Genomic DNA, 24324 nt, shown 5'->3' on the forward strand with positions numbered 1-24324 from the left:
TGAAAATATTACAAAATATAATTTTTAGTAGATTTCCCCTTTATTCCCACCAATGCTTCATTTCACTGAAACCTACATCCCACAGTTTAGCGTTTCCGGAAACGATAATCGTAATCTTATTTACCTTTTCAAATGGTATGATTAGCGTAACTTCTGTTTTGAAATTTTCCCCATCATATTGAGCTCTCACGTTTCCGTCCGCGATTATAGTCACTTCTCCTTTGTGATCGTCATTATCTGAAAATCCGAAATAGGAATACAATGTTACATCCTTTTTGTTTCCCAACATATAGATATATTTGGTGCTATTTTTACCTTTACTGGTATACACGTTCATTTTAGGCTCGATTATTTTTCCTGCAACAGTGAAACTTTGAAGATTTTCAATCATAGGTAGATTTCCTGTCATTTCTTTCACATCATTTAATGCTTGAATGGGGCTTTCTCTTTTCTTTAAAGCAAAGTTGATCGTTTCAGAGATGACCATTATTCCAATGAGAAATACACCTATAGATAAAATTGAAAGCATGAGTTTTTTTAAAGTAACTTTTGAAGAAAATCCTACTTTATAGGCACAAAACCCTATCGCTGCACCTAATGTATTAGAAATTACATCATCTACATCAAAGGTACCAAGAAAAGTTAAGGACTGTAGAGTTTCCAGGACGAGAATAACCAAGATAAATATAGATATGAACTTCTTAAAACTTACACGATATAAGAGGGGAATGGAAACTCCGAAAGGAATAAAAGCAGCAATATTTCCAAAATCGTATATCCATCCAAAAGATAGTCTTGGAAAGGTAAGTGGTGGATATTCAGGAATTAACAAGAATTCATATCCATAATTGGTTGCATGTTCTAATCTATTAAAAGCCAGAAAAAGAAAATATAGAATTAGAATGGTATATAGAATGGTTCCTGCAAAGATAAGTTTTCTTAATTTAGCACTCATCATTTTTGTTGTTCTCCTTTGATTATATATATGGATTTACATCTTACAAAACGATGGAACGTCCTACCTAATCATAAACTGATTAAGTTTATTAAATGATCTTCTCTGGATGTAGTATTGGTTCATTCATATGTGTATTATATAGTTAATACACTCGCTGTATGTATTATATGGTTCATACACAAGAAGTGTCAAGCGAATTTTAGGGAGGCTGTTTTTGTACAAGGGGCCTTTGAGATTCTTGGTGGAATCTTCGAATGAAGTAGATGAAATATTTCATTGCTTAGTGGAATGAAGAATTGAATTGTTAAAAACCACACAAGATGAGAGGGAGTAGCTAACATCGCTAATTGAAGTTTCCGGTCTTGTCTACAAAAATGGCAAAATAGTTTTCTACTGATTAATAGTTCCCGGTTCAAAAAGTATCAACAGACCAACTATTTTGGGGCTCTTCCCTTTCGCTTATTACCCTCAATAAAAAGGCGTTAATCCATATTAATTAACGCCACCATTTTTTAGTGAAAATCTTCACAAAATTATTTTTTCACCGTTTATACTAACATGAATATTTCCTTTACTTCGATATGAAATGAGATATAGGAGTACCAAGCTGTTATATTGATTTATCCTTCAATGTTTAAGATGCCAAATCATGCAGTGGCGTATTCACTCAATTTTAAATCGATAATACTCTCTATGCATTAATTTTTTTGAATGCTAAACCTTGCATTTTTGCACGTTTCTCAGTATTTCCAGGCAAACTTCCTAACATTCGATTTTGTGGTCTCAGTAGCCATGAAGCGATGTTGAGTGCAGCATATGAAAGAGGAAGAATAATATTAAAACCGTAATCACCATAATCATTAGCTAACACATGTGATAGAGCCGCACCTGTCATTAAAAAAAAGATACCAGCGTGAGCCCATTCTTTCAGCCGAGGAAAACCAGGCATGAGGAGAGCGATGGCTCCGAGTACTTTCCATATCCCGAGAATGGTCAAAATGTATAATGGGTAACCAAGATTCGTCACTAACTCGATGTTCCCCCCAAATTGCATGAGTTGCCCAATACCACTTAACATAATAGCAAATACAAGTAGTGAAGTAACTGTCCAATAAGCAATCATTTTTCCTTTTGTTTTCATCCTTTGATCCCTTCCTTTAATCATTGATTTTAAAATGAAATACCATTTGTTCTTACCCGTCTTTTCCTATTTTGCAAAGCTATTCTTCAATTTGACATGATCAATCTATAGTTATCATTCACTCTTCAGATAGTGTAGAAAAGGGGATACCCCCCATTAGCAGAGTAGAAGTAACTAAGGAAAATAGCCGCATCCCTTGGGTTTGCAAGCTAGTGAAAGCAATTTTTTACCTATAGAGAAAATAGCTTTCACTAAGTTCAATGATGATATTGGATGATTTAATACAAAAATTCTAGATTCTTCCTACTCGACTGATGCCTTCCTTAATATTCTCCTTTGATCACAAAAAACGAACCTCGAATTGTTCCAGCTAATTTAGACTTCTGCCTAGCAAACTTAAATTTCCCTTCTAACTCCTTTGGTACCTCCATCCCCTCAGAAAGCTTAAAACCAACGGCCCGCTTCTTAGGATCATTTACCGTGTACATGATATTTAGGACAAGACCATCCTCATAAATGACGTAAGTAAATTGGATATTTTCTACTTGAAAACGCGATGTTTCTAATGGTTTAGCCGCAAACTCAATATCACGTTCTTCTTTCAAAATTCGGTTCACATAATCAAGGGTCTCCTGGCTTTCACTTCCTGGTACAACCGTAAATTCATGCTTATATTTGTTCATAAAGTAACGGGCTTCATTCGCACGTAAACCAGCAAGCGTTTCTGCGACAGGTGAAGACTCTAAACCAACGGTAGACACATTTTTAAAATCAACGGTATAAGACATTTCCATCTCTCCTTTTATCTTTTATTTCCTAACAACAGGAATCCACATTTCTCCAATAACTAAACCGTTTTGCTGCCCCATCTCAACCGTTGCATTTGGCCCACCAACATAGGCAAAGTTCTTTGCTTCCGGCAAGACCTGACCAAAGGCAATGCCAACAAGCATATTATTCAATTCTTCAGCTGTCCTTCCCTCCCCTTTTACAACTAGGTATTCCCCCTTAGGAAATTGGATCACTCTTGAAGCTTCTGGAACCGAATCCTCTGTCATGACGCCAGCATAATACATCATCTTATTGTTCACTGCTTCGTTCACCGCAAAAATGTAATCATTGGTGGCTACTGCTTTTAAAGTGTCAAGCGTTCCATCTTGACTGACAGTCTGCCAAAAGTCTGATTTTTCCTTATTAATACCAGCAAAGTCTGTATAATCGCTCTTAAGCTCTGTTCCAAAACCCGTAACGGTAAAGCTTTCTTTTTCTTCTAGCGTATAATTTGTCATCTTCAAAACCATCCTCTTTTTTAAATTTTTCAAATGACTTTTCTCCATCACTTGATGGTTATAGAATAACTTCTAATCATGTCAAAAAATGATACTGTTTAGAGGAACGGTAAAAAAAATTGAAATGGATGATTTCATAGTGAGGTATAGAATAAGCTAAATCTTCTGTAGGTTGCCATTTTTGTAGTGTTCAGAACTTATTTTCAGGGTGTTGAAGAGTATTTTGAAAAGAAAATTCCTCACTCTTTATTAGAAAAAGTGAGGGTAGGAATTTTTAAATTCTTTTATTCTATTTCTTATTGGGCTACTGCCCCGTTCGATTATATGGTTAGCCAGATATTTTTGGTTTGATCATATCATACGAGCGATTCTTTTTAATGGAATTAAGGGGGTTTACCCAAGGTGAAAACATTAAAGTTGTACCCAATATATTATTTTAGCTTTGATAGAGCTTTACATGTAAAGCAAAAGCTTAAATCTGTCATACACGCAATTAAACGCCTTCTTGTTAAAGAAAAGCGCCTGATTGCTGTAAAGTGTTATTAAATTATTCATTCTTTTTCAGTTCGTCTATTTTTTTGGAGAGTTCATCAATCTTTTGAAGAAGTAATCCATCATTGTGGTTCTTCCTTCTCATGAATTGCAATACGTTGATTAAAAAATAGGCTATAAAACCAAAAATCAAAAGATATATAAGCAAAATCATTATTGGTGCAAATGTAATCAATTATTTCCCCCCTATAACCATTCTATATAAATATATTTCAATACTTATTCCTTATCTCCTTCTTCAATCAAACCTGCATCGTTATTCTCACTTAAGGAATTTATGTTCCTTTTTGTATTCTCCTTTCATCGCTCAAGGTTCATTCCTCATTTTATTATTTTTGAAATCAAAACAAAAAACACCCTTTAGGCATGAGTTATCCAAAGGGGTAAAGTATCGCATCTTTTTTACAACATCGTGACTTCATATTAAAGCCACTTTCGGACATCTCTTTTACTTTAGTGATAACCAGCGGCATGTTTTTTCTTCATTGTTGTGCCTAGTATGATCAAGGCAACAAAGATTACGATGGCAATCGAATCTATAAACGTATCCGTAAGAGCGGATTTGTCAAGTAATGCCGTTACACCAAGAATGACCATCAGTCGGACGATCAGGATCGCCGCAATCATCCATGCGGCAAAACGGATCTTCGATTGCCCTCTTTGGAATGACATGCAAATAAATGCGATGCCGAAGACCAGATTTTCCGCCGTTATAATGTGCCAAACATACGTGAATACTGTCTGGGTATCCATAGACATCGCCCTCATGTCGAGCGCCGGTAGCACAGAGGAATGTCCGTTCCATGCATGCGTAACGGCAGATAGCATTGCAAGAACGCCTGTAATTAGAAAATAAAAATTCCTAATCTTGATGATAATCACAACCCTCCTTAGAAATTCCCGGTTCATTCCCCCGGATATCCTTGTAAAGTTCGCGTACGAATTCTGCCAAGCCTTGATCGCTTTCGTTATTAAAATTCCTTAACGTTTCAGCTGCTAAATTGAGCAGCTCACTGACCTTTTCCAGATGATTAATCTTCTTGCGCATTTCTGCATTCTTAGCTTCAAGGAATGAAGCAACCTCTTCGCAGTAAGCGGAATCAATAATGTCCATCTTGCGGAAACCCAATTTCCCCTTGATTTCATCAAGAGTAAAGTCCGCATACTGCATGATCTGAATATTCATCAAGTCTATCAGGTCATCCCTCGAATACCTGCGGTACCGATTATCTTTCCGAAACGGCGAGACGATCCCAATCCGGTCATAATACCGAAGTGTATCTTTGGACATCCCAAGTATCTGCGAAACCTCTTGTATAGAATAAAGTTTTTCCATGAATCCAGAATAACATTTGAGTTGACTCCAATGTCAAGTGGTTAACTAATTATTTTTTATAATCAGAATATTATTTTTAAGGAGATTTTGATTGGAATATTGATTAACAATATTTATCTAAAGATAGTTTGTTGCAGTACCCCATACTTAATAACCTTGCTTGAAATACTTTTTGACTTGCTCACTGATACTTTTGTTTTTAATTGCGGTAAAATCGAGTGTATACACTGTTTTGGATTTATTATATTCAATGTTATATTTTTCATTTAAAACCCTTATATCCCAAATATCCAATTCCAACACTTCTCGAGTATCTGTAAGGTGAAATAGGTTTATGTAAATTACATGTAAAATGCTTGCTAAGGAGGTCATGCTTATATAATTCTTTCCACGAGTATTAAATCTTGGCCTATGAGTCTTTAAACACAATAAAACCAAAAATCGATAGTGTGTTTACAATTGGTTTTTGGTTTTATTTTACTATGTCTCAGCCCTATCCCTTGCAACAAAATGGCCCGTTTGTAGCATAACTAATACATTTTAATTTTAAACAACTTTATTATCACGAAACACCTGTGGTATATAACGTATTTTATTACAAGATTTATAGAAGAGTTTGAAAAAAAAATGAAAGATTCTTATATTTCCCTTTATAATTTTCCATCTTCAGCTTTTTATCCGAATGGTTAATCTTCCTTTATCACAAAGTTCCGGATACGATTTCATTTAAAAACCATGAAGGTTCGTAGTCATTATTGTTAATCTTTTTAAAAATAGGTATAATATAAGTATAAATAAAAATAATAAAAAAGGCACTGGCTGCAACCAGTACCTTTCGCACAGCATACTGCAAGAAGTGCAGTGGCATCGTGTAAGAATGTAAGAAATAAAAGTAACTCACTATCTCACTTTGCCAGGCGAGGGTGGGTTACTTTTTTTGTGTAACCATGATCACTGCGACGATTAAAGAAGCGAATGCAATCATAAGCTCTAGTGCGTCTTTTATAGTAATCAACAGCAGCACCCCCTTTCATTGGGGATTGCCACTGCCACCCTGCCGTATAGCTGTACAATTATTATACCACGTCATTAATGGTATTTCCTAACAGCCCATATACGAACAATGGTATTTCCACCTCTTCTTTAACAATATCCTCATATTTAGTTTTTGTCCTGCATAAAGTCTTTGTTGTGCCATCCTAAAAAAAACTGAAGATGATATCATCTTCAGATTTTCACTCAAATCGTTAATCTTCCTTTATCACAAAGTTCCGGATACGATTTCTCCTTGGAATATCGTTGCTACTCGCTTCGATCGTCTCGCAATGGTTTCAGCGGAACATGTAGCATCAACGACGACTAGATCGGCATCGTCTCCTACTTTCGGCCAAATTTGTTCTCCTTGATCATTAAGCGGTGTTTTTCCACCAGTGATAAAAGAAAGTGTTTGGGCTAAGGATTGTTCATTTACCCATCCTGAGATTTTAGCTAGACGGCTTGCTCGTTCTAAAATATCTCCATTTCCAAATGGGGACCAGACATCGAATATATTATCACATCCGACAGCAACCTCTACCCCTTTCCTATGCAATAATTGAACAGGAGGAAACTTTCTCCCGAGTGGGACACTCGTAATAATCGTGATCCCTGCATCAGCTAAGATGTCGGCCATCGCTTCTGCCTGAGCGGCTGAAATATCCCCAAGTCCAAATGCATGACTTATCGATACTTTCCCTTGTAATCCAGCCTCTTTCGTTAATTGGGCCAATCTTTTCATCGTAAAGATACCTAAATGATCCGCATCGTGCAAATGCAAGTCGATTCCCGCATTGCCTTCAACAGCGATCTCCACCATTTCTTGTAAAGAGGCTTCAATATCACCATCAACCGTCGCGGGATCTACACCACCGACTAAGCTTGCTCCTTGTCGAACCGCTTCCCGAACTAAGTCTTTTGCCTTTGTTCGCAGCAGACCATGCTGTGGAAATGCAACAATTTCATAGCTGAGCTTGCCTTCAAACGATTGCAAGGCCTTCTGAACCTCTTCTAAATTTTTCAACCCCACCTCAGGATATATATCTACATGTGTGCGCACATGCGTTACTCCAGACTGCTGGTAGATATTCAATAAGGATTCTGCACGTTCTTGAGTAGTCGTTTCCAAGTTTGGAAGTGTAGTTTTTTCAATTTCTAATCGTTCAAAAATATTTTTTACTGGTGTGACTGCTCGCCAACGATCACTAAGCAATGTTTTATCTAGGTGACAATGCTTTTCGATAAATGAAGGCAATACCAATTGCTGCTTCACATCTTTTTTCGGCAAATTGTCTGTTATCGCTTCAGTTGAAGGAAGGATTTTTGCAATTTTCCCTTCTTTGATTAATAGATGATTACATTCTGTTTTTGTCCCTGTTATGATACCTTGGTCGACATCGTACCCGCTTTCTAATCGGACATTGGTTAGCCAAAAAGTCGAACTCATTCATCATCATTCCTTTCTATTTCAAAGTTGAAAGTTCACCAGCAACGAGATTACCTTTATTTAAAACGGCGATTCTCTTCGCTCTCCTAGCAACTGCCTCAGCTGAACAGCTTGCATCAACGAACACAAGATCAGCTTCATCACCAATATTTGGCCAAATCCGTTCTCCACTTTTATTTAAAGGAGTTTTGCCCCCTGTAATATAAGTAAGAGTTTGTCCAAGTGACCGTTCGTCACTTAAACCAAAACGCTGAGCAAAGGTTCCAGCCTTTTCTAAACTATCTCCTTTTCCAAAAGGGGACCAATGATCGGTAATACTATCATCACCAAGAGAAATATCTACACCCTTTTCATGCAAAAGCGGGATTGGAATCGTTCTACCAATTGGAACAGACGATGTAATTGAAATTCCTTGGTGTGCGAGGATTTCCGCCATTTCAGTTGCTTCTTTAGTGGAAATATCGGCGATTGCTAATGCATGACTAATGGTCACTCTTCCTTGCCAACCTGCTTCCTCTGTCAAAGCGGCCAATCGTTTAAACGTAAAAATACCAAGATGTCCCGGATCATGGATATGAAGATCAATATTGGCATTTGCCTCTACAGCAAGATCCATTACCGTATGTAATGATTTTTCAATATTCTCGTCAATCGATGCAGGATCTACCCCACCAACTAAGGAGGCCCCGTTCCGCAATGCTTCTCTTACTAGCGATACAGACTTGCTTCGCAATAATCCATGCTGTGGAAATGCCACAATTTCAACATCAGCCTTACCTTTAAACGTTTCCACCGCTTGTAAGGTTGCTTCTAAGTTTTTCAACCCAATGACAGGATCAATATTACAATGAGTACGGACATAGGTTGAACCAGAATGCAAAAGTAAATCCAGTAGCTTTTCTGCCCTTTCCTTTGCAACAGGCAATAAACGAGGAAGTAATTCCCGCTCTTCCTCCAGTCTAGTTATAATCCCCTTTGTTGGAATACTTGGCGCTTTCCATGGACCACCATAGTATGTCTTATCAATATGGATATGCATGTCCCTAAAAGATGGAAGCATTAAATAATGATTCGCATCATATATTGGTAAATTAGTTACCAATGGTTTTTCGGCTAACATCATTTCCTTTATTTTTCCGTCTTCAACTTTTATATGGAAATCTGCTGTTTCTGTTCCTGTCACTGTTTCATTTTCAAAATAGTAACCTGTTTCTAATTTCACATTTGTTAACCAAAACTCTACGGCTGCCATTCTCTTTCCCCCTTCGCTATTCGGTCCAATCACAATGACCAATTATTTATTATTTAATTCGCTCCACCGTTGATACACTTTAATACTCTCATCATCTTTTTGTTGAATCATTGGTAATCTACGTTCTTCGATTGGTTTGGCGTACTCATCATAGAAGGTTTCTAATTCAAAATATTTACGATCATCCTTATAATAAGGAGCATAATCTTCACGTGTTGTTATATAGATGACTTGTTTAGGACTACAGTAGTAAAGAGAACCTAAGCACATCGGACATGGGCTTGCTAGAATATAGATATCACAATCAACTAGATGCTCAGTTTCTAATTTCCTACATGCTTCTCTAATCGCTAGTATTTCAGCGTGTGCCGTCGGATCATGTGTTTGAGCAACTAAGTTGGGACTTTCTGCAATTATTTCCCCATCTCGTACGATGACTGTGGCGAATGGTCTCCCACCCTCTTCTACATTTTTCCGTGCTAAATCAATTGTATGTTTAACAAAATTCATTTTTATCACCTCAAAATTAGCTTTCTGTTTTTATCTAGATGAATATTTTTCTATAAATTAAGAATACTTCGTTTACTATGCTTCCACGTCCTGCAATAACTTTGCTATTTTATGAAACCCTCTATTTTGAGCATGTTCCAAAGCTGTTATTCCCTCGCGATCACCAATCGTCACATCTGCCCCATGTTTAACTAATAGCTGTACAATTTTTTGATGTTTTTCGCCGCCATCCCCTAAAATGACTGCTTCCAATAATGCTGTCCAATGCAAATTGTTGATATGGTTAACATCAATATCCGAGTGAGTCAGTAGCTCCTCCACCACATCAACATGCCCCCGTTCAGAAGCAGGGATAAGAGCCGTCCCGCCATATCGATTCGTCAGTTTTGTATCCGCTCCAGCCTCTAATGCCAGCTTTACAATGTCAAGCATGCCTTCTGCTCCAGCATAAAGAAGCACATTATTTAACTGATTGTCACGAATATTGATATCCGCCTTCTTTTGAATCAGTGCCTTAACCGTTTCAATGTGATTGTTATAAGTTGCTGCCACTACAGGGGTACGCCCACGCTCATCGGTTGCATTAATCTCTGCACCGTCTTCTAGCAAACTAAGAACTTTTTCTGTTTCCCCCTTCTCAGCTGAAGCAATGAGTTGCTGATTCAATGTAATCTCCTCCTTTTTCAACACCGTTTTTTTCGGTTGACTTTGTGGGGAATCGGGTATCGACTGACAGGCTGCAAGTAAAACTACCATTAAAAGAACTAAGAATCGATAATCTCTCATTATCCTTTTTCCTCCTATACAAATATGCTAACATGGGAATAACTATATTAAAAATATAAAAAAAATTAATTTTACTTAAGTTTTTCATATAATAGAAGGAGTGTTTTATGAAGTGGATATTAGACAGCTGCGTTATTTTATTGCGATTGTAGAGGAAAGGAAAATTTCAGCTGCTGCAGTAAGACTCCATATTTCCCAACCTCCTTTAAGTCAACATTTAAAAGCTATGGAGGAAGAGCTCGGATCTAAATTAGTGGAACGCAGCGGAAAATATTTAGAAGTCACTGAGGCTGGCAAAGCCTTATATAAGTATGCCTTACAGGTCACTCAATTAATGGAAGAGGCAAAAATGGAAGTAAAAGAAGTGGGAAATGGTGTAAATGGAAGACTAACCCTAGGAATTAACACCTTTTCCTATGTTGGTTTATCTACTATTCTGCAAGATTTCCAACAACTATATCCAAAGGTGACCTATAAAATTCAACAGAATGAATCCTCTCATCTGTGTAAGTTAGTAAGGGATCGGTCAGTCGAATTGGCAATCATCCGATTACCGCTTGAGTTAGATGACTTCACCGTTTTTCATCTTAATACAGAGCCCTTTTACTTGATTACATCAACAAATCAGAAGACATTCAAGCAGGAAGTGACACTTGAAGAAGTGGTAAATTTCCCACTCATTTTACCTAGTACAGAAGGATTGGGTGTACATTATTTGATTTTGGAGGCCTTCTCCAGAAATCAGCTCCATCCGCAGATTGTCTCCGAATGCTCAGACATCTCGCTTTTATTAGACCAAGTCGCTGCTGATTTCGGTGCATCGATTGTTACGGAAACCGTCATTAAGCTAAATAAAAACAACCATATCCAAGCGACTAAAATTGTGGACGACAATTTCAACACCTCCACCGGCCTCATCTGGTTGAAAAATCACTATCTTTCAAGTGCCGCTGAAAACTTTATTCATTTGCTGACGGAACGTAAAAAGTGAATTGCTGCTCGCGGTGGGGATGATTGGTGTAACTATATTGGATCTATGATTAGCGGGGTTGTGTTTAGGTTGTGTTCTCGGCAATCATTACAGGGTTTGGTTACCTGGATCGTGGCGTGGAGCCTCATTCGGTAACCTTTACTGGGTTTCGGTTACCCCACTCTCGTCAGGGCTTCCTTCTCGGTAACTATTATACGGCTTTGGTTACCTGGATCGCGGCGTGAAGCCTTTCTCGGTTACCTTTACTGGGTTTTGGTTACCCTACTCTCGTCAGGGCTTCCTTCTCGGTAACTATTATACGGCTTTGGTTACCCGGATCACGAATTGATCCCTCCCTCGGTAACCTTTACACACCTTTGGTTACCCGAATCACGAATTGGCGCCTCTTTCGGTTACCTTTACTAGGCTTTGGTTACCCGAATCGCGGCGTGGAGCCTTTCTCGGTTACCTTTACTGGGTTTTGGTTACCCTACTCTCGTCAGTGCCTCCTCTTCGGTAACCTTTATAGGGTTTTAGTTACCTGGATCACGAATTGGGGCCTCTTTCGGTTACTATTACACGACTTTGATTACCTGGATCGCCACTTGGAGCCTCTTTCGGTTACCTTTACTGGGTTTTGATTAACCGGATCTGGCACCGAATCCTCTCTCGGTTACCTTTCCGGATCTTTGATTACCGGGGTTGCATTACTGCTTCCTTCTCGAGATTTATAGTTACCGGGTTACCTCTCTCGGATCTTATTACATTTTACAAAGTATTCTATATCTATCAAGTTACAAGAATTTTTTATACAGATGTTTTATCAAACTAGTTCTTCTTCGCACACGAGAGAATTACCTTTATGAACTTTAACAAAGTGAGAGGATTTTAAGTGGGAACCCATGGTAAGATTGGTAGACAGAGATAGTAGGTGAGGTGACTGAAATTTGATCATGAATACTATATTTATTATTGCTATTATTGTGGCTGTTTTTGCTTCCATTGCAGCCTGGTTAAATACTCAAATTATTGTCAGAGAATTAGCTGAAATAAAAGAGAAATTAGGGATAAAGGAACATAAAAAGAGTTCATTTCTTGACCGTGACCTTGATAATGATTGAATAGTACTCAATCAATGTTAATATATTTTACATGTTTAAAAACAATAGACGCTTTCCTTTTGTGAAAAAGCGTCCATTTATAATTATGATTAAAACCCCATCAGTTCTTTCAATACTATATAAGCTAACCAAATAAAGAGTAAGTAATAAAAAATCAAATATTTCCGATCTTGTTTCTGAAGAAATTTCATTAAAGTCTCGTTCAGGAATACCAGCATTGGATTTGTTCCCACGTAAGACATGGGCAAAGTTATCCTATACTACATGGAGCGAGACATCTCCTTCAGCGTTTGGATATGATTTTCCTGAGGGTCGTCCGGAATTAAGACATGTTTTATCACATTATTTACTGAAAACGAGAGGTGTTGACTGTCATCCAGATCAAATTGTGATTACTTCTGGTGCAACTCAAGCTATGTGACAGGCACCCTTTCTAATTGAACCAAGTGTTGTAAAGGACCGAGATCCCCTTTTCGATTTGATCAATCGACATTCCTCCAAAACCAATTAAAAAGACGGGATGCTTAAATGGGTTGTTCTCTTTTCTGTACCAATAATCACTTAAACTATATAGATGAATGTTCGCATCCCTTGCCTTTTGAAGTAAAACTTGCTCACTTTGATTGATGATTACCTGCATCACAATATGTAGACCCGTTTGGCCTTTTAGCACGATCGCTTTTTCTTTGAAACACTTTTTAATCGTTTTTAAGGTAACCTTGTATTTTTTCTTATATATTTCTTTCATCCGGAATCGATGTTGTTCCCAGTGCCCGTCCCTCATGAATAATTCAAGTGTTTTTTGTGCGATTCTCGATGTTGTTTGCTGTAATTCAAATTGACTATGATGGTATTTTGCAAGTAAATGCTTTGGCAAAACGATATAACCTATATTTATGGCTGGGAGTATTGTGCCATGGAAGGTGCCCATATAAATGACACGTTCGTGTTGATCCAAATTTTGCAAAGAAGGGATTAACTCGCCTGAGTACCGATACTCTGACAAGTAATCGTCTTCAACGATATAAGCGTTGTGCTGAACTGCCCATTTAAGTAAATGAATCCGCTTTTGAATTTTCATAATGTTGCCAAACGGGAATTGAAAAGAAGGCGAAGTGTATACAAGACTTGCTCCTGACCTTTTCAAATCTTCTTCATTCATCCCATCACCTTCAATGACAGTTGGTGCAATGTTGCATTCAAAGCTTTCAAAGATATTGGTAGCGTGAGGATATCCTGGCTCGCCAACTGCAACTGTCTTTCCGCGAAGACCAATAAGATTGCAAATCATCCAAAGTAAAATTTGCGAATGTGACCCAATAATAATTTGCTCCTCAGAACAACGAACCCCTCTTGAATTCCTGACATACGATGCAATTTCCCTTCTTAACCCAAGCTCACCTTGTGAATTTCCTGTATTAAAAATATGATTCGTTCCATAACTCAAGACTTCATTTGTTAGTCTTCTCCACGTTGATATTGGAAAATTTTCTACATCGATATGATCTATATTAAAATCATATTTATAATTAGTCTCAACCTTTTTTTCTACTGTTAAGACTTCATTGCCTTCATGTGTATTAAAATACCCTATATCTATCTCTTTGACGTAATGTCCGCTTCGTGGCTTGCTTTCAATTAACCCTTCTATAATAAGCTGGTCATACGCTGCTTCAAGTGTGGTCTTATTGACCTGCAATTGCTCTGACATTTTTCTAATAGAAGGCAGTGACGTATTCGTTAGTATGTTTCCTTCTATAATTTCTTTTTTGATGCCTTTGTAAATTTGAACGTATAAAGGCTCTGGAGAATTACGATTTATAGTTATCAACAACTCATTCATGTTTTTCTCCTACTTTCTCCTTTCGAAAAATGAGCATAAAAAATAGAGAAAGGCTGCATATGAGCAATATCGAAATAGCCATGATCACAAAACTAAAATGAATTCCCGTCCAATCAATCATAAACGCTGCCAATAAGCTAGCTCCCGCTTCGCCAATAAAAGCGATCGTTGATAATGCACTAAACACTTTTCCCAGCTGTTCTTCGGGTGTATATTTCTGAATCATTAACACCATGGGAAGGTCTATAAAGGCTTCCGCTACTCCAGTGAATAATGCGATAATTGCTGCAATCAAAATGGTTGGTGAAAGTCCGACACCCATTAAGCCAAATCCCCAAAGGATGCAACCAACCATGATAAATTGCGGATAATTCGATTTTATTTCCAATTTTCCTAATAGAATAGCTCCAGTTGCATTTCCAGCCGCAAAAAGTGTCAGAATCAACGAAAATCCTTTCGCTCCCATTTGCCACTGTTGGTCGGAAATAATAGGGAGTCCGAGACGTTCCATACCAGTAAAAAATAGCAATACAACGCCAAATGAGACAATAGACAGAAACATCATTCTTTTTATCTGTAATAACGTGAACATCTCTTGCAATTCCTTTAAAACACGAATTTTTTTAGAGTTTTTCTCCCGCTCTACTTTCAAAGATATCACAAATACGAGTGGGATGAGAGATAAAATGCAAATGAAAAAGAATATCCATTCCATTGAAAAAAATGCTATTAAAATACCCCCAATAACAGGGGCTAGCGACCTTGATAACTGAAGAATTAATTGAAAAATAGAATTCCCTTTTAGCCATAACGACTCTGGCAGTGTGATTGATACAAGACTTCTGATCGCAGGGCTGTAGAAGCAGCGAAACGTAACGATTAGAAACGATGCTACTGCTATATACCAAATAGATTCAATATGAAGCATATAAGAAATAAGAATGGTAAACAAAATGAATCCAGTGCCAACTTGATTCCAAATAATGATTTTTTTCTTGTTCCAGTTATCCGCATACACACCCCCAATGAGACCAAACAATAAATACGGAACCGCACTACTTTGAACGACAATGGCAGCTTGTAAAGTCGAATCTGACATTTTATATGCTAGCCAATAAAGTACAACTTGAAATATAACGAAACCAAATCCCGACAACATGTTTAGAACCAATACAAATAAATAATTATGATATTTAAGCAATTCTTTATAGCTAGTATCCTTCATCTAACCCTTCCTCTCTTTATATCCACTTTAAATAAAGTTGAACACCGAGAAGCGGTTCACTTTTTGATTTTTTTACCGGGTCAGATTCCAATGTTTACATGAAATTTTTTTTATTTTTCCAATTGATATCGATGCAGTTAGTGATTTAGCACTGTTTGGGATACTAGTAAGTCAATATGGGGCTATTTGCCTCGGTTTCTCCTTTTCCAGTTCCATAATGTGGGTTTCAATCTGCATGAAGTGACGAAACACCCAGCTGCATTCTCATACCATCTGACCAGGATGTTGTTCCGTCGCCCCAATAAAAGTCGATTGATCCTGAACGTAAAGGAAATCGACTTTTTTATAAGATCAGGTAAAGCGTACGATTTTTTTAAAATGCTGACAGGACCCCTTATTTTTCCGTTTATAATCAATCGCTTTATACTTCGCAATCGCTATTAACCCTGATTGAAAATGCCCTCGACTTTCATCAAAACGATCCGCATTCTCCCAAACCATCATAAATACGTCATTTACTACTTCATCAATTACATGCTTATCATGTTGATTGTGTAGAACGGAATGGATTACCTTATAAATTAAACGACTATATTTTTCAATCAAAAAATGTAAGGCGTTGATCTCTTTATTCCTTAGTCCCTCTAACATATCCTTCTCATGCAAAGTTTCATCCCCCCAATCGTTTAAAGCGGATTTACTTATAATACAAATCGTATCATCATTTTCTGACATGCAAAGGTTAGTTTTATAAAATTTAAATACTATTTTCTATTGTGAATAAAGGGAATATTCCATATGATTATATTAAATGATTAAGAGGATGGAGGGAAATATCATTAAAATCCGTAAAGAACCGACTGAATTTAAGATGTTAAAACTGTTAAACTCGAGAACTTCTTTATCAGCAAAGGACAAGAATAATTATCATTATCTTGAAAAAGGATTTGAAGGGGAGAAAAAATTTGATGCGATGATAGGAAATTCTTCTGATTGCCTCATCATCATTCCAGATCTACTTTTTGAATATCAAAATACTACTTTTCAAATCGACTCACTAGTGATTGCAAAAGAGGAAATTTATTTATTTGAAATAAAAAACAATGAGAGAGATCATTATTTTAAAGACGATAATTGGTACTTACTATCAGGTAAGGAAATTAAAAATCCACTTCTCCAATTAAAAAGAAGTGAATCTCTGCTTCGACGACTATTGCAATCTCTCGGTTTTCAACTTCCTATCAAAGCATATCTCGTTTTTGTTAACCCCCATTTCTTTCTATATCAAGCTCCTATGAAAGCACCTATTATTTTCCACCCACAGCTTAAACATTTTATTGATGATCTTAAGGCAAAATCATTGAAAGTAAGCGATAGACATGAAAACATTGCAAAAAAGCTCCTATCCCTTCATATAGAGGAAACTACCTTTCATCATATTCCCGAATACACATTTGAACAGTTGAAAAAGGGCATAACGTGTACTAAGTGTACGTCTTTTATGAAAGCTCTAAGCCTTCAATCGTTAGCTTGTGAAAAATGTGGAATAAAAGAGGACACTGAAACGGCAATCTTACGTAGCATTGACGAATTCCAATTGCTGTTTCCCAATCGTAAAATTACCACTACTGGCATTCACGAATGGTGTGAAATCATCCACTCAAAAAAAATGATTCGCAGAATCCTTTCTGAAAACTATACTCTCCAAGGTTACGGTAGATCGGCCCATTATGTTAGAAAAAACAAAAACACGCAATAAGAGTTTTGTTACCCTTTTTGGTTTTTTGGGGGAACTATTCGGGAGCAATGATTACCGGGTTGGGGCTAGGGACCCTATTTGGGTAACCTATCCCGGGCTTTGGTTACCCGGATCTCATCACAGAGCCTACTTCGGTAACTATTCCTGGACTTTGATTACCCAAATCTCGTCACAGATCCTACTTCGGTAACTATTCCTTGGCTTTGGTTACCCGAATCTCGGCGCGGAGCCCTTCTCGGTAACCTTTCTAGGGTTTTGGTTACCCGATTCTCGTCACGAATCCTCTTTCAGTAACCTTTCAGGGGCTTTAGTTACCCGGATCGCGTCACAGATCCTACTTCGGTAACTATTCCTGGACTTTGGTTACCCGGATCTCGGCGCAGAGCCCTTCTCGGTAACCTTTCTAGGGTTTTGGTTACCCGATTCTCGTCACGAATCCTCTCTCGGTAACCTTTCAGGGGCTTTAGTTACCCGGATCTCGTCACAGATCCTACTTCGGTAACTATTCCTGGACTTTGGTTACCCGGATCTCGGCGCGGAGCCCTTCTCGGTAACCTTTCTAGGGTTTTGGTTACCCGATTCTCGTCACGAATCCTCTCTCGGTAACTATTCCAGGGCTTTAGTTACCCGGATCCAGTCGCGATTCCCTTCTCGGTAACCTTTCCAGGGCTTTGGTTACCCGTTTCTCTTCCCGGAGCCCTTCTCGGTAACCTTTCCGGAGCTTTGATTACCCGAATCGCGTCACAGTTCCTCCTTCGGTAACCTTTCCGGGGTTTTGGTTACCCTGATCGCGTCGAGAATCCTAAAACGGTAACTATTCTAGGGTTTTGGTTACCCGTTTCTCTTCCTCGATCCCTTCTCGGTAACCTTTCCGAAGTTTTTGTTACCCGAACCTCGTCACGGTTCCTCCCTCGGTTACCTTTCCAACTCTTTGGTTACCCGAATCCCACCGTGGCTCCACCCCCGGTAACTATCCCCTTATATTTCAATAATAATTGGAACAACCATTGGTTTTTTCTTCAATTGGTTGAATACATGTTGCTGAATGGATTTTTTCAGCTCTCTTTTCATTACTTTTCGTTCGTTGCGGTTTTCTGCTTGTAGCTCATTCACCGTTTTGGTAGTAAGTTGATTCACTTTTTTTCGGAGTTCTGAGAAACCACCGTCCATAAATCCACGAGAAATTGTTTCTGGTTCGGAAAGCAGTTTTCCGTCTGCTTTGCTTATCGTTAAAACGACGATGAGCATGCCGTCCTCTGCAAACTGTTTACGGTCTCGCAGCACAAAATCTCCTACATTCCCAACATCTCCACCGTCAACATATGTGTTGCCAACAGGTATTTGGCGGGTTTGGCGCGGTACACCATTTTCAATATCAACAACATCGCCATTATTAATAATAAATGTGTTTCCTTGTTCGACGCCAACGGATTCAGCTAATAAACGGTGATGGTGCAGCATTCTAAGTTCACCATGAATCGGGATAAAGTATTTTGGTTTCATCAATGTCAGCATTAATTTTAAATCTTCTTGATACCCATGACCGGAAACATGCATACCAGATGTACTTCCTGATCCATAAATCACCCTAGCTCCTATTGCATAAAAATTATCTACAATACTTGTTATCCCTTTTTCATTCCCAGGGATTGGGCCGGCTGCAAGAATCACCGTATCTTTTGGCAATACTTCGACACCGCGAAAATTTCCTGTCGACAAACGGGCAAGTGCAGCCAGTGGTTCCCCTTGGCTTCCCGTGCATAAAATAGCGACCTTTTCAGGAGGCAGTTCATTTATTTCATTTTGGTCGATTAACATTCCATCCGGAACGGTTAAGTACCCTCGTTTCATCGCAATATCTACTACATTCACCATACTTCTCCCGAGCAACGCAAGTTTTCGATTGGTTTTATAGGCGGCATTTATAACCTGTTGAACACGACTAACATTGGAAGCAAAGGTAGAAATAATAATCTTTCGTTCCGCTTTTATGAAAGCTGCCTCCACATGATCCGCGACCATTTGTTCAGATGGGGTTAAGCCGGGACGTTCGGCATTTGTACTCTCGGACAATAGGAGCAGGACTCCCTCATTACCGATTTCAGCAATCCTATGAATATCTGAACGCTCATCACTTTTCTCAGGAGTTAAATCAAACTTAAAGTCACCGGTATGTACAATATTCCCCTCTGGTGTGTGAAAGACGATGCCTAAGCAATCAGGAATACTATGAGTCACTTTGAAAAATTCCACACTTATGTTCCCAAATTCCAATTTCGAGCTTGCGTTGATTTCTACCAGTTTGCTTTCTCTTAAAATTTTATGTTCTTTTAATTTGAGTTCAATTAATCCTAGTGTGAAGCGTGTTGCATAAACAGGTACATTTAATTTTTTCAAGAAGAACGGGATTCCTCCGATATGATCTTCATGACCATGTGTAACAAGTAACGCCTTTACCCTATCTTTATTTTCGATTAAGTAAGACAGATCAGGAATGATCAAATCAATTCCTAATAAACTCTCATCGGGAAACTTATTGCCACAATCGATAATCACAATATCATCTGCATATTCGATTGCATACATGTTTTTTCCGATTTCATTCAAGCCACCTAAGGCGAAGATAGATAAGATATTCTCATTTGTACTCATCTTAATATCCTCCCACTAAAAAAGATAATCTTAGTATGTCCTTTGTTTTTCCATTTATCAGTGGTTGAATGAAAGAAAGCTTAGCTACAACTTCTCAGAAGTCTACTCAGCGTGGTAAATCCTCTTTATACGTTTTGCGAATATCATGTAGCTTTTCCATAAAGGATAATGATTTTTGATCTTTTCCGATTTCAATAATTAAGTTTTCCATTAAAAATAATGGAGCTATCATTGAATGGAATTCTTCCTTCCCCCCTCGATCTGCATATAAAAAGAGATCATATGGTAAAGGGATGTCCATGACAAGCTGATCACTAACAATAATCGTCTTGAATCCTTTTACATGTGCATGTTTTAAGAGGACCTCGCCTTCTTTTAATACCCTTCCAAAACTAAATAGTAACACGACACACTCTTCATCCATTTGAATCAGTTCTTCCAGCATTTCACTTCCCATCCATCTAAGCAAACGGATATTGATTCCAAAACGGCTTAGTCGATAGCTTACTAACTCTCCAAGACTAAGAGAAGGTCCTGGAGCATAAATAAATAGACATCGTGCTTGACGAATGGTTGCTATTGCTTGTTCGAACTGCTCACGCTGAAAATGATTGAGTGTGGTTTGCAGATGATGAATGCTGCGATTTAGATGATGACTTTGAACATCCGTATACTCTAGCTCAACCAAAGTATTTATCATTTTTTTGGCTGGCGTAATTTCTCGTTTTTCTTTTACGTATTGTTTATACGCTTTTAAGCTCTTAAAGCCTACCTTGTCCCAAAAACGTGAAACAGAAGCAATACTTACGCCAACTGCTTGCGCAATCTCTTTTTCCGTAGCAATCATGACTGTTGATTCATTATGTAAAATCCACTGTGCAATTTTCATCTGGCTTGGCGATAGATTTTGTACATCGAACATATAGCAACCACCTTTTTTTCATCATACTAACATATTCTGATAAAAAAATTTCAAAATGATAAAAAATGATAAAAAATTTACCTAATATTAACATCAAACGTATGTCTAATTAATACTCACGAACTAGAATGAGGGAGAACTTACAAAAGGAGGGATTCCCTTGAAAAAACAAGATACACTTACTCAATCGCAAAAAATGATGGTCTTTATTTTATCTATGTCTCTTTATGGTTTATCGAACATGATCACTGAGCTTGTCCCGTCTATTTACTTAGGACCCGTTGAATTTTCCATTGAGTATTTTGCTTTTATTCCGCTGACTATTTGTATTTTGTTTCATCCGTTTTACGCCGCTGTAGGAGCTTCCCTTGGCGAAGTGATCTTTGGAGAATTAATGCTTGGACAGTTCGGTGGTTTTGGGGAATTAGAAAAATTTATCTCTTTCTCATTAGCTATGTATATTGCAGGTGTGATGGTTACCAATCCTAAAAACAAACTCCAAGTTGGAATTGCAGCCATTTCCGGCGTTGTGATTCACCAGCTAATCAGCATGATGGTTGATATTGGTAAGGTGTGGATTGGTGTGGATGATTTTGAAGCAATTGCTGGACTTCCAGAAAGTGTTGTCATCGTTGAAGGGTTTTCCTTCTTGAATGATGTCTTATTTTCCGGGATTCTATTCGCATTGCTTCCTACTTTGTATTTAGTACCACGTCTTTATGGGAAAATTGAGCCTCTGCTTGGGATGAAACCGCGCACGCAGCAAAATGCTCATTCTATTCGTGGAATCTTGCATCCGAAACTTGTCATCGCATCAGTCATATTGGCATTTTCCGCATTTGGATTTGAGTTCATTTCTGAAACCGATTTGAACATTTTTGAATGGGAAGCCCCATTCGCTGAAGACTCTGAATCCATGTTAACGTGGATTAGCCTTGGTATCGCAGGCATCATTTCTGCCATCGTTATTTATACCATTGTTTCACGGTCTAAAAAAGAAAGGAAAAAGACAGCATGAACACTGTGATTGATATTCAACATGTGACCTTTACTTACCCTAATGAAACAAAACCAGTTCTGCACAACATAGATGTAAAAGTTGAACAAGGTGAATTCCTCGCGATTATTGGTGGAAATGGAAGTGGAAAATCAACATTGTGTAAATTAATGAACGGTCTAATTCCTCATTATTACACAGGTGATTTTGCAGGATCAGCTACTGTTCAAGGATTGGATATCACAACAAGCTCTGTCGCCGCGCTTTCAGAGCATGTCGGCTATGTATATCAAGATTTTGAAAATCAGCTTGTCCAAGCCAGAGTATTGGAAGATGCCGCCTTTGCACCACTTCATTATGGCTTTGAGGATTATAAAGAACGTGCACGTAAAGCCCTTCAGCTTGTTGAACTTGACCATTTGGAAAATGAATTTGTCTGGCAGCTTAGTGGTGGCCAAAAGCACTTGCTGGCACTAGCTGGCTGCTTAGCACTTAATCCAGATATTATCGTCTTAGACGAACCGATTGCCCAACTCGATCCATTTCATGCAAAGAAAATGTATTCCATTCTCCAAAAACTAAATCAAAAGCATGAAAAAACTATTATTGTTATTGAACATCATACCGAGTTTATTGCTGATTATTGTACCTCTGTTTTGTTGTTGGATAAAGGACAATCGGTATGGAAAAAACCTGTTAAAGAAGCTCTTACAGCTGTTGAGGAATTAACCAAGCGTCAAATCTATCCTCCTCAGGTGACTCAGGCAGCTTATGAACTTGGTGATACCGCTTCACTTCCTATTACACTAGGTGAGGCAGAACATCATTTCGCAAGCAAAGTTCATCGTAAAATGGCGCAGTCTATTCAAAGAAATCATGACCATCCAAATGAGCCTGTAGCTTCGTTTCATCATGTCGCTTTTTCTTACAAAACAGTTAATCGTTCATATAATCATATCTTACAAAATATCAACTTGTCTTTCTATAAAGGTGAGAAAGTAGCAATTGTAGGTAATAACGGTGCAGGAAAATCGACATTAATGCGCCTTATGACCGGAATTCGAAAGCCAGCATCAGGAGTCGTGAAGGTGATGGGAAACGAAACGACCCATCAATCACCAGAACAACTAGCAGATCAAGTAACGTATATTTATCAAAATCCCGAGCAAATGTTTATTGAAGACTCCGTTCGCAAAGATGTGGAATTCTTTTTAAAGGCACGTAAAAGAAAGGGATATAAGGAAAAAGTAGATCACATATTAGAACTCTTTAATCTTACGGAATTACAACATAAAGACAGTCGTCTTATGAGTGGTGGGCAGCAACGCCGGGCTTCACTTGCGATAGGTGCGGCGATGGATCCATCAATTATTCTCTTAGATGAACCAACAGCGAATCTTGATATCGCCACACGTAAGCACCTGACCCAATTTATCAATCAGTTGGAGCACCATACCGAATTGGTCATGATCGCGACTCATGACATGCAATTAGTGAGTGAATGGTCGACACGCGTGATCGTAATGAATAATGGAGAAGTGATTTATGACGGTAATAAAGAAGGATTATTTTCAAATTTACCTTTAATGCGGAGAGCTGGCATCATTCCGCCCCAAATTGTCGAACTCAGCCATCTGCTTCAACTTTCACCGGCCGCGTATTCAATCGACTCATTTGTTGAAATCTTTCAGGAGGAACGCATATGGACTTTGCAAAAAGCATGATTGATAAGTTAAATGTGGAACAGATCAAAATCGAACTGATGAATACGGCATATGCAAATGATCAAACATTCATTTCAAGGAGAAACCCTCGTATTCTGTTTGCTTGGTATATTTTATTTGGAATCGCTCCATGGTTTATTCATAATGAAGTGATCTTATTTGGACTACTGGCTGCAACGATACTAACGACAATCATGACAAAGGTAAGCCGATTAATTTTACTCATATTGATTCTTGGTTTGTTTGGTCAAGGTGGCTATTTATTAGTGGCTTCCCTTTTCTTTGGTGGCGATTGGACTATCCTGCAACCATTGTTAATGTTGACAGTTAAGCTCTCAGTGGTCTCATTAGCCAGCATAACGGTTTTTTGTTCAATGACCCCAGAGAAACTTAGTGTTGGATTACTCAGTATTGGTGTACCAGGACAAGTAGCGTTTTCTATTTCATATGGATACCGAATGCTTCCGTTGCTACTTGAAGAATATAATCATGTTTTCATGTCTTATCGATTACGAGGGAAAGCACCTTCTAAAAAAGGGATATTTTACTGGCGATCGATTTGTTATTTCATTAAATTAGCTGTTATGTCATTCTATCCGCTGCTTTTAAGCACAGCTAAACGAGCTCGCACAACCGTAGAGGCGCTTGAAACAAAAGGAAGTAAAAATGCATTTAAAAATCCGAAAGTAAAAAAATTAAAGCTTGCCTCGCTACAAATGGGTAAAGATGATTTTGCGTTTCTTTTTATAAGTATTTTATACGTCATTGTGCTTTTTCTAACTGCAAGCCACTACGATAAGTAAAG

23 protein-coding genes and 1 pseudogene are annotated in these 24324 nt (G+C 38.1%); 7 read left to right on the forward strand and 17 right to left on the reverse strand.

Annotated features, from left to right (window positions below):
- Nucleotides 1-40: 40 nt before the first annotated feature.
- From NST63_RS19780 to NST63_RS19835, 12 genes are all read right to left on the reverse strand, one after another.
- Nucleotides 41-958 carry a VanZ family protein gene (locus NST63_RS19780; RefSeq protein WP_341043492.1) on the reverse strand — a complete coding sequence of 306 codons (918 nt, stop codon included), beginning with the start codon at nucleotides 956-958 and terminating at the stop codon, nucleotides 41-43.
- 691 nt (nucleotides 959-1649) lie between these two features.
- A complete protein-coding gene (locus tag NST63_RS19785; RefSeq protein ID WP_341043493.1) occupies nucleotides 1650-2123 on the reverse strand; it encodes a DoxX family protein in 474 nt (157 codons plus the stop codon).
- Nucleotides 2124-2422: 299 nt separating this feature from the next.
- The gene (locus NST63_RS19790) at nucleotides 2423-2887 is read right to left on the reverse strand and encodes a hypothetical protein (RefSeq protein WP_058003341.1); all 465 of its coding nucleotides are present in this window, start codon (nucleotides 2885-2887) and stop codon (nucleotides 2423-2425) included.
- A gap of 21 nt (nucleotides 2888-2908) precedes the next feature.
- Nucleotides 2909-3388 carry a GyrI-like domain-containing protein gene (locus tag NST63_RS19795; protein ID WP_078109766.1) on the reverse strand — a complete coding sequence of 160 codons (480 nt, stop codon included), beginning with the start codon at nucleotides 3386-3388 and terminating at the stop codon, nucleotides 2909-2911.
- 547 nt (nucleotides 3389-3935) lie between these two features.
- Entirely contained in the window at nucleotides 3936-4115 is a 180-nt protein-coding gene (locus tag NST63_RS19800) for a hypothetical protein (RefSeq protein WP_071976767.1), read from the reverse strand.
- A 278-nt stretch (nucleotides 4116-4393) separates the two neighbouring features.
- Entirely contained in the window at nucleotides 4394-4768 is a 375-nt protein-coding gene (locus NST63_RS19805; RefSeq protein ID WP_445663898.1) for a hypothetical protein, read from the reverse strand.
- A 34-nt stretch (nucleotides 4769-4802) separates the two neighbouring features.
- Nucleotides 4803-5276 (reverse strand): MerR family transcriptional regulator, encoded by a 474-nt coding sequence (locus NST63_RS19810; protein WP_341043495.1) that lies wholly within the window; start codon nucleotides 5274-5276, stop codon nucleotides 4803-4805.
- 928 nt (nucleotides 5277-6204) lie between these two features.
- Nucleotides 6205-6261 carry a hypothetical protein gene (locus NST63_RS19815; protein ID WP_235813276.1) on the reverse strand — a complete coding sequence of 19 codons (57 nt, stop codon included), beginning with the start codon at nucleotides 6259-6261 and terminating at the stop codon, nucleotides 6205-6207.
- Between the two features lie 276 nt (nucleotides 6262-6537).
- Nucleotides 6538-7758, reverse strand: coding sequence for an amidohydrolase (locus tag NST63_RS19820; RefSeq protein WP_341043496.1), 1221 nt, complete (start codon nucleotides 7756-7758; stop codon nucleotides 6538-6540).
- A gap of 16 nt (nucleotides 7759-7774) precedes the next feature.
- Complete coding sequence (locus NST63_RS19825; protein ID WP_341043497.1) at nucleotides 7775-9010, reverse strand: amidohydrolase family protein; 1236 nt, start codon at nucleotides 9008-9010, stop codon at nucleotides 7775-7777.
- 42 nt (nucleotides 9011-9052) lie between these two features.
- A complete protein-coding gene (locus tag NST63_RS19830) occupies nucleotides 9053-9520 on the reverse strand; it encodes a nucleoside deaminase (RefSeq protein WP_212945848.1) in 468 nt (155 codons plus the stop codon).
- 75 nt (nucleotides 9521-9595) lie between these two features.
- On the reverse strand, nucleotides 9596-10186 hold the full coding sequence (locus NST63_RS19835; protein ID WP_212945942.1) for an ankyrin repeat domain-containing protein: 591 nt from the start codon (nucleotides 10184-10186) through the stop codon (nucleotides 9596-9598).
- A gap of 232 nt (nucleotides 10187-10418) precedes the next feature.
- Between NST63_RS19835 and NST63_RS19840 the strand changes: the two genes are divergently transcribed.
- The 3 genes and pseudogenes from NST63_RS19840 to NST63_RS19850 form a co-directional block, all read left to right on the forward strand.
- Complete coding sequence (locus NST63_RS19840) at nucleotides 10419-11297, forward strand: LysR family transcriptional regulator (RefSeq protein WP_341043498.1); 879 nt, start codon at nucleotides 10419-10421, stop codon at nucleotides 11295-11297.
- Between the two features lie 926 nt (nucleotides 11298-12223).
- Nucleotides 12224-12397: a hypothetical protein gene (locus NST63_RS19845; protein WP_158022225.1), complete on the forward strand. Its 174-nt coding sequence runs from the start codon at nucleotides 12224-12226 to the stop codon at nucleotides 12395-12397.
- 196 nt (nucleotides 12398-12593) lie between these two features.
- Nucleotides 12594-12815: pseudogene (locus NST63_RS19850) on the forward strand (PLP-dependent aminotransferase family protein); the annotation flags it as partial.
- Nucleotides 12816-12830: 15 nt separating this feature from the next.
- On the opposite strand, the gene pdxR reads toward NST63_RS19850, so the two are convergent.
- The 3 genes from pdxR to NST63_RS19865 form a co-directional block, all read right to left on the reverse strand.
- Entirely contained in the window at nucleotides 12831-14240 is a 1410-nt protein-coding gene (gene pdxR / locus NST63_RS19855; protein WP_341043500.1) for a MocR-like pyridoxine biosynthesis transcription factor PdxR, read from the reverse strand.
- Nucleotides 14233-15465, reverse strand: a complete 1233-nt coding sequence (locus NST63_RS19860) for an MFS transporter (RefSeq protein WP_341043502.1) — start codon at nucleotides 15463-15465, stop codon at nucleotides 14233-14235. Before NST63_RS19860 ends, pdxR begins: the two co-directional genes overlap by 8 nt.
- A 351-nt stretch (nucleotides 15466-15816) precedes the next feature.
- Nucleotides 15817-16131, reverse strand: coding sequence for a sigma factor (locus tag NST63_RS19865; RefSeq protein WP_341043503.1), 315 nt, complete (start codon nucleotides 16129-16131; stop codon nucleotides 15817-15819).
- 145 nt (nucleotides 16132-16276) lie between these two features.
- On the opposite strand from NST63_RS19865, the gene NST63_RS19870 reads away from it, so the two are divergent.
- Nucleotides 16277-17224 (forward strand): NERD domain-containing protein, encoded by a 948-nt coding sequence (locus NST63_RS19870; RefSeq protein ID WP_341043504.1) that lies wholly within the window; start codon nucleotides 16277-16279, stop codon nucleotides 17222-17224.
- A gap of 978 nt (nucleotides 17225-18202) precedes the next feature.
- Here the strand turns inward: NST63_RS19870 and NST63_RS19875 are convergent.
- Nucleotides 18203-19876 carry a ribonuclease J gene (locus NST63_RS19875; protein ID WP_341043505.1) on the reverse strand — a complete coding sequence of 558 codons (1674 nt, stop codon included), beginning with the start codon at nucleotides 19874-19876 and terminating at the stop codon, nucleotides 18203-18205.
- Between the two features lie 106 nt (nucleotides 19877-19982).
- Nucleotides 19983-20798 carry a MurR/RpiR family transcriptional regulator gene (locus tag NST63_RS19880; RefSeq protein ID WP_341043506.1) on the reverse strand — a complete coding sequence of 272 codons (816 nt, stop codon included), beginning with the start codon at nucleotides 20796-20798 and terminating at the stop codon, nucleotides 19983-19985.
- A 196-nt stretch (nucleotides 20799-20994) separates the two neighbouring features.
- On the opposite strand from NST63_RS19880, the gene NST63_RS19885 reads away from it, so the two are divergent.
- From NST63_RS19885 to NST63_RS19895, 3 genes are read left to right on the forward strand one after another with little or no spacing between them, the layout of a single operon-like run.
- Nucleotides 20995-21816, forward strand: a complete 822-nt coding sequence (locus NST63_RS19885; protein ID WP_212945940.1) for a cell division protein FtsQ — start codon at nucleotides 20995-20997, stop codon at nucleotides 21814-21816.
- The gene (locus NST63_RS19890) at nucleotides 21813-23519 is read left to right on the forward strand and encodes an ABC transporter ATP-binding protein (RefSeq protein WP_341043507.1); all 1707 of its coding nucleotides are present in this window, start codon (nucleotides 21813-21815) and stop codon (nucleotides 23517-23519) included. The genes NST63_RS19885 and NST63_RS19890 overlap by 4 nt, the downstream gene beginning before the upstream one ends.
- Nucleotides 23498-24322: an energy-coupling factor transporter transmembrane component T family protein gene (locus tag NST63_RS19895; RefSeq protein WP_341043508.1), complete on the forward strand. Its 825-nt coding sequence runs from the start codon at nucleotides 23498-23500 to the stop codon at nucleotides 24320-24322. Before NST63_RS19890 ends, NST63_RS19895 begins: the two co-directional genes overlap by 22 nt.
- Nucleotides 24323-24324: the final 2 nt, after the last annotated feature.

The sequence above is a fragment of the Heyndrickxia sp. FSL W8-0496 genome (assembly GCF_038007825.1).
In the GTDB taxonomy this organism is placed as follows: Bacteria; Bacillota; Bacilli; order Bacillales; family Bacillaceae_C; genus Heyndrickxia; species Heyndrickxia oleronia.